This window comes from Candidatus Dependentiae bacterium (assembly GCA_018897535.1).
In the GTDB taxonomy this organism is placed as follows: Bacteria; Babelota; Babeliae; order Babelales; family UASB340; genus UASB340.
Genome location: JAHIKO010000054.1, coordinates 1 through 6,890, shown reverse-complemented (window position 1 = coordinate 6,890; position 6,890 = coordinate 1). Strand labels below are relative to the sequence as shown.

The 6,890-nt window shown below is 28.2% G+C and carries 6 protein-coding genes; all 6 read left to right on the top strand.

Going from position 1 to position 6,890, the window contains the following annotated elements; genetic code table 11:
- The coding region (locus KKE07_03485; protein MBU4269913.1) for a glycosyltransferase at positions 1-577 on the top strand (577 nt) is incomplete at its 5' end.
- Between the two features lie 25 nt (positions 578-602).
- Complete coding sequence (locus KKE07_03480; protein ID MBU4269912.1) at positions 603-1,865, top strand: glycosyltransferase family 4 protein; 1,263 nt, start codon at positions 603-605, stop codon at positions 1,863-1,865.
- 176 nt (positions 1,866-2,041) lie between these two features.
- Entirely contained in the window at positions 2,042-3,955 is a 1,914-nt protein-coding gene (gene asnB / locus KKE07_03475; protein ID MBU4269911.1) for an asparagine synthase (glutamine-hydrolyzing), read from the top strand.
- Complete coding sequence (locus KKE07_03470; protein ID MBU4269910.1) at positions 3,936-5,084, top strand: glycosyltransferase family 4 protein; 1,149 nt, start codon at positions 3,936-3,938, stop codon at positions 5,082-5,084. Before asnB ends, KKE07_03470 begins: the two co-directional genes overlap by 20 nt.
- A 19-nt stretch (positions 5,085-5,103) precedes the next feature.
- Positions 5,104-6,510, top strand: a complete 1,407-nt coding sequence (locus tag KKE07_03465; protein ID MBU4269909.1) for a UDP-glucose/GDP-mannose dehydrogenase family protein — start codon at positions 5,104-5,106, stop codon at positions 6,508-6,510.
- 32 nt (positions 6,511-6,542) lie between these two features.
- The coding region (locus tag KKE07_03460; protein ID MBU4269908.1) for a hypothetical protein at positions 6,543-6,890 on the top strand (348 nt) is incomplete at its 3' end.

Below are 6,890 nucleotides of genomic sequence, written 5' to 3'. Positions count from 1 at the left end.
ATTCGCGTATGACAAAAATATTTACGACAAAGAGATAATCTTTTCAAATCAAGATATATCCAAATATAAAAGCGAAGTTTGTTTTGTTGGCACTTGGGATAAAGAACGAGAATTATGTCTTACAAAACTTATAGAACTTATGCCTGATTTAGATTTGGCAATATGGGGAAATTTGTGGTTTGAAATGTTGCCCAAAAATTCTAAATTAAGATCAAAAATTAGGGGAAATGCTATCTATAAAGATGATCTAATTAAAGCTTTTAAATTATCTAAAATTGTTTTGAATTTTATAAGAAAACAAAATACAACATCACATAATATGAGAACCATGGAAGTTCCGGCGACCAAATCTTTTTTATTAACGCAACATTCTGAAGAACAGGCTGAAATTTTATTTAAAGAAAATGAGTCTATTGTTTGTTTTGATTCAATTGAAAAATTATGTGAAAAAATTAAATATTATTTGAATAATAAACAAGAAAGAGAAAAAATCGTATTAAATTCTTATAACAGAGTTCAAGAATTTGAACTAAAAATTGTGTTAAAAAAGTTTATGGAATATATTCAAAGCATGTAATTTTAAAAAAAAGGGGTTTGTAGTAATGGAAAAACCGAAAATTGCAATTTTAACTATAAAAAACAATTATAGTTTTGGCGGAGTTCTTTCATATTTGCGTGAAGTTTACAAATTTTTGGGCAAATATTTTGACCCAACTGTTTTTTATTTGAGTTTTGATTCAAAAATTTCTGCAAATTTAAAAACTTTAAATTTTAAAAATGATATAAGAGAAACCAATTATTTGGGAATGAGAGTTGTTGAGGTTGGTTCGAAATGGGCATTTTGGGAACCGGGACACTATAAGTATAGTTTAAATTTGTGGCAAAAAGTGCTTCAAGATTATGATTATTTTATTCTTGTCAGTGGTTCAAATATTGCAGCTTACCCATTAGTTAAATTAAATAAAAAATTTTTATCTATTGTTTCTGCCGGTTATCAAGATGATAGAGCTCAGCGCGCAGATCAACTGCCAATGATTAGAAAATTTATTGATTTTTTTTCTAAATTTAAGATGAAAAAAATAGAAAAAGAAATTTTTCAAAAATCTTCATATTCGTTACCTATAAGCAAAGATACAAAAAAACGTATCAATCAGATTATTGGTCACAATAGAGATAATTTAGCTATTTGCGGTTTTCCTATGGGCGTAAAGGTTAATGGAAAATCTTTATCTGAAAATAAAAATATAATAGCTGTTGGAAGATTTTCAGATCCAAGAAAAAATTTTGATATGTTAATGCAAAGTTTTAATAATATTTACGAAAAAGATAATTCTATAAAATTATATATTGTTGGAAGTAAGCCTGAGCAAAAGCAGATTATAAAATTTAGTAATCAAAGTTTTTATAAGAATATAATTTTTACAGGCAATCTTAATAAAAATGAATTGGCACAATTTTATGAAATTGCAGATTTAATACTTATCACTTCATATCAGGAAGGTCTAGGATTAATAGGACTGGAGGCTATGTCTTATGGTATTCCTGTGGTTGCAACAAGTTGCGGCGGACCAAAAGATTTTGTAATTGATGGTAAAAATGGATTTTTAGTAAATATAAATGATTATAAAAATATGGCAGAAAAAGCTTTATATATTTTATCTTCTAACGATATATACAAAGATTTTAGTAAATACGCTTCAAGTTTTGTAAAAGATAATTATTCAAAAAATAAATTTGAATCTATTTTAATAAATGGATTTATTACTGTTTATCCGGAGCTTAAAAATTTGTTTGAATATGAGATTGAAAAAAATGATATAATTTTTAGCGATAGTATAAAAAAAGAAGAAAATATTAATATATAAAGATAAATAAATTACAAAATTCGAGTAGCGTTGCGAATGCAATGCGATATTGTGGTAGCCCAATGCGCCTGCTTTGGGCGATGGTATGATAGGACTGGATCCCCGATCGAAGTCGGGGATGACACGTGAAAAATTATCATAACTTACAAAATTAATTTTAAAATAATGAGTTATTTGTGTGTGGAATCACAGGTTTTTTAAATTTAGACAAAAATAATTTTTTAATTGATGAACAGCTTCTTTATAAGATGCGAGAAAAAATATCACATAGAGGCCCTGATGATTTTGGTATCTGGAAAACAGACGAGTTTGGCTTGGGCCTGGCTCATACAAGATTGAGTATTGTAGATTTAAGTGTCGCCGGACACCAACCTATGCTTGATAAAGAAAAAACTGTAGTAATCTCTTTTAATGGTGAAATTTATAATCATGAAGCATTAAGAAAAGAGCTTGAACTCTCCGGATATGAATATTTTTCAAATTGTGATGCAGAAACAATTATCTATGCTTATAAAAAATGGGGTATTGATTTTTTAAATAAAATTGACGGCATGTTTGTGATTGCTCTTTTTGATATCTTACAAAATAAATTTTATCTAATAAGAGATCGAATTGGTGTAAAACCGGTTTATTATTCAATACAAAATAATATTTTAAGCTTTGCATCAGAAATTAAAGCGCTTTTTGCATTACCATGGATTGAAAAAGAGATTGACCAAAAATCTTTATATAACTATTTAACTTTTATGATTACACCGGCTCCGCAAACTATTTATAAAGATATTTTAAAACTTGAATCCGGAACTTATTTGTTTGTAGATAAAGATAAAAATATAAAAATTAACAGATACTATTCACCTATAAAAACTATAAATTTAGAAGAAAAAATAAAATTAACTGACGAAAAATTTGTTTTAGGTGAAATTGAAAAATTACTTTTGGATTCTGTAAAAAAAAGAATTCCAACCGATGTTGATTGTGGCGTTTTTTTGTCCGGAGGTCTTGATTCCAGTTTAAATGTTGCCTTAATGTCGAAATTTACACAAAATATAAAGACTTTTACAGTTGCTTTTAAAAATTCTGCCGAACAAGACGATCTAATTTGTGCCAGAAAAGTTTCAAAATTATTTAATACCGATCACCATGAAATTTTAATTTCAGAAAAAGAGGCATTTGAATTTTTTGAATCTATGGTTTATCAACTTGATGAGCCGTTAGCAGATCCGGTTTGTATTCCATTTTATTATGTTTCAAAATTAGCTCGTGATAACGGTATAAAAGTTGTACATCTGGGTGAAGGTGCCGATGAGCTTTTTTTTGGATATAAAACTTATTTATCTTATAAAAATTTTTACGACAGATATTGGAAAATAAGTAAAAAATATGTACCAAATTTTACCAAAAAATTTATTTATAAATTAAGTAAAAATTTATTTTATAAAAATAGTAATTTTTTAGAGATTTTGCACAATTGGGCTAATAATAAAAATTTATTTTGGTCCGGAGCTATTTCATTTAATGAGCATCAAAAACAAGCTATTTTTAATAAAAAAGAATTTGATAGTTTTGATATTGTAAATAATTATTTAGCATCCATGCAAGATCAGGATTTGGATTTCGTCCAAGAGTTAACTTTTTTGGAATTAAAAATTCGCTTACCCGAGCTTCTTTTGATGCGGGCTGATAAAATGTCTATGCTAAATGGTCTTGAGGCCAGAGAGCCATTTTTGGATTATAAACTTGTAGAATTTATGTTTAATGTGCCTGCAAGATTAAAAGTAAAAAACAATCAGCCAAAATATTTACTTAAAAAAGTTGCTGAAAAGTATTTACCCAATGAAATTATTTATCGTAAAAAAGTTGGTTTTGCGTCCCCAATTGCGAGTTGGTTTAATAATGGTAAATATTTTAAAAAATACTATAAAGATTTACTGAAAAAAGAATTTGAAAATAAAAGTTTATTTTTGCCTGATATCAAAAATTTGGAAACTGTTTATAAACACCATGAATCGGGTTTTGCCGTTCAAAAGTGGACTATACAAAATTTTTTAACTTTAAAATATTTAAATAATGAAAATTTTAATAGTTAGTCATACATACATTGCATCGATAAATCGTATAAAATGGCAAATACTTGCAAACAAGTATAATAATTTAGATCTAAAAATTTTAATTCCCAAAACGTGGTCTGCAACGTTATTTAATATTAGTGCCGGTAATTTGAAAAAAGATAATTTAAATAATTGTGAATTTATAGCACTTGATACGCGAAACGCCGGTAACGAAGTTTTATATAGTTATAAATTTTTAGATTTATTTAAAATACTTAAAAATTTTAAACCTGATATTGTCTATGTCGAACAAGGTGATAATGCTTTTTCATATTTTCAGTTAATTTTATTATCAAAACTTTTGCGATTAAAAACTAAATTTATTTTTTTTACCTGGGTTAATTGGCAACACAAATGGTCATTGAAATATAAGTTATTTTGGTCGTTTGTAGAAAGATTTAATTTAAAGAATTCTTGTGGCGCAATTGTAGGGAATACTGAGGCTGAAAAGATTTTGCGAGCTAAAAATTTTTTAAAACCAATTGAAGTTTTGCCTCAGTTAGGTGTGAATGAAAGTTATTTTAAGCCAGAGGGGCATCCCGGGCTTATTTCAGGATCCGGTCATTTTAAAATAGGCTTTATCGGTCGCATAGTTAAAGAAAAAGGGGTCTTTGATTTAGTAAAAGCATTTTCTTTAATTGATCATAAAGATAATTGGAAATTAATTTTTATAGGTGACGGTAAAGAAAAAGAAAATTTAATTAAATTTGTTAAATCAAATAATTTACAGAATTCTATTGATTTTTTGCCGGCTATGCCTCATGAAAATATTGGAAAATATTTAAATCAATTTGATATTTTTGTTCTTCCTTCCTATGATATTCCGGGATGGAAGGAACAATTTGGACATGTTTTAATTGAGGCTATGGCCTGTAAAATCGCGGTTATTGGAAGTACCGGTGGAAACATTACGCAAGTTGTAAAAGATTCAGGCTTAATATTCAAGCAAGGAGATGTAAGCGATTTAGCCGAAAAATTAAAAACTTTAATGTTTGATGAAAAATTGAGAAATTATTTTGCTCATAAAGGTTTTGAGAATTTTAAAAATAATTTTTCTTATGATTTTATAACAGAAAAGACATATTTTTTTTGGAAAAAATTTTTGTAAGGAGAGCTGCGTGAAAAATATTGCTGTTATAGGGGCTGGGTATGTTGGATTGGTTACCGGAGTTTGCTTTGCACAAAAAGAGGGCAACTTTGTAACAGTAATAGAAAGGGATTCCGGCAAAATAAAAGATTTACTTTCCGGTCGTGTGCCTTTTTATGAACCCGGTCTTGCAGAACTTTTGAAAACAGCAATTGAAAAAAATAAAATTGTTTTTGTAAATTCAATTAAAGAAATTTTTAAAAATAATAATCCGGAAATTATATTTTCTTGCGTGGGAACTCCGAGTTTGCCCGATGGTGATGCCGATTTATCTTTTGTTATGGATGTTGCTCACGAAGTGGGTGCTAATTTAAATAAATACTGTTTATTTATAAACAAATCTACCGTACCGGTTGGAACAGCGGCTGAAGTTGAAAAAATTATATCTAAAGAGCTTAAATCGCGAGATTTAGATATAGAATTTGATGTAGCAAGTAATCCTGAATTTTTAAAAGAAGGTGATGCTCTAAATGATTTTTTAAATCCGGACAGAGTGGTTGTAGGAGTAAAATCACAAAAAGCTTTATCTATTTTAGAAAGTTTATACAGACCCTTTTTAAATGAACGACAAGATTTTGTAGTTATGAATGTTGAATCGGCAGAACTTACAAAATATGCAAGTAATGCAATGCTTGCAACACGTATAAGTTTTATAAACGAACTGGCTCTTTTTGCAGATAAAGTAGGCGCAGATATTTTTGATGTAAAAATTGGAATGTCTAAAGATAAAAGAATTGGTGCATCTTTTTTAAATGCCGGTATCGGTTATGGCGGAAGTTGTTTTCCAAAAGATGTAAAAGCTCTTGTAAAAATTGGTGAAAAATTTAATCAGCCCATGAATTTGGTTGCTACTGTAGATATGGTTAACGAAAATCAACGTCAAATTTTTATTAATAAAATTTTAGATTTTTATAAAGATGAAATATCAAATAAAACTGTTGGAATCTGGGGTTTGTCTTTTAAACCTGAAACCGATGATATCAGAAGTGCTCCATCAATTGATGTGATAAAAAAATTACTTGAAAAAAAATGTAAAATTTTAGCCTATGATCCTCAAGCTGTAAGCAATATAAAAAACATATTTAAAGAGAATATATTTTTTGCAAATTCGGCAAGCCAAGTTGTTAACAGTTCGGATTTTCTAATAATTCTTACCGAATGGAAAGAGTTTTTAAAATTTAATGCGCTTGATTTTAAGCGATTAAACGATGCCGTTGTGTTTGACGGTAGAAATATGTTTAATCCTGAAATTATGAAAAAAGAGGGTATTAAATATTTTTGTATCGGTAGAAACAGTGTGAACAGTACAAAAAATTTTACAGTAGATGATTCGGATAGCGAAGCTTTATTTTTTTCAAAACAAAAAATTAAAGAGATATCAATTTAATTTTTGTTGGTTAATTTTTGAAAGAATTTTAAATGAAAAAAATTTTGTACATACATCATGGTAAAGGCCTGGGCGGAGCACCATTAAGTCTTTTGTATTTAATAAAAAATTTGGATAAAACAAAATATGAACCTGTAGTTTTATTTTTACATGATTCGCAGGCAGTAAACATGTTTAAAGAACATGGCATTAATGTTGTCGGTGTTGTGGGGCTTAATGATTTTTCACACACAAAAATTTATTGGTATAAATGGTATCACGCCAAATATTTTTTACGATCTCTTTTAGATAGTTTTAAAACATATTTTTTTGTTGCTGATAAGTGGCTAAAACAAGTTAAGCCTGATATTGTGCATCTAAATACCAGCACTCTTTTTATT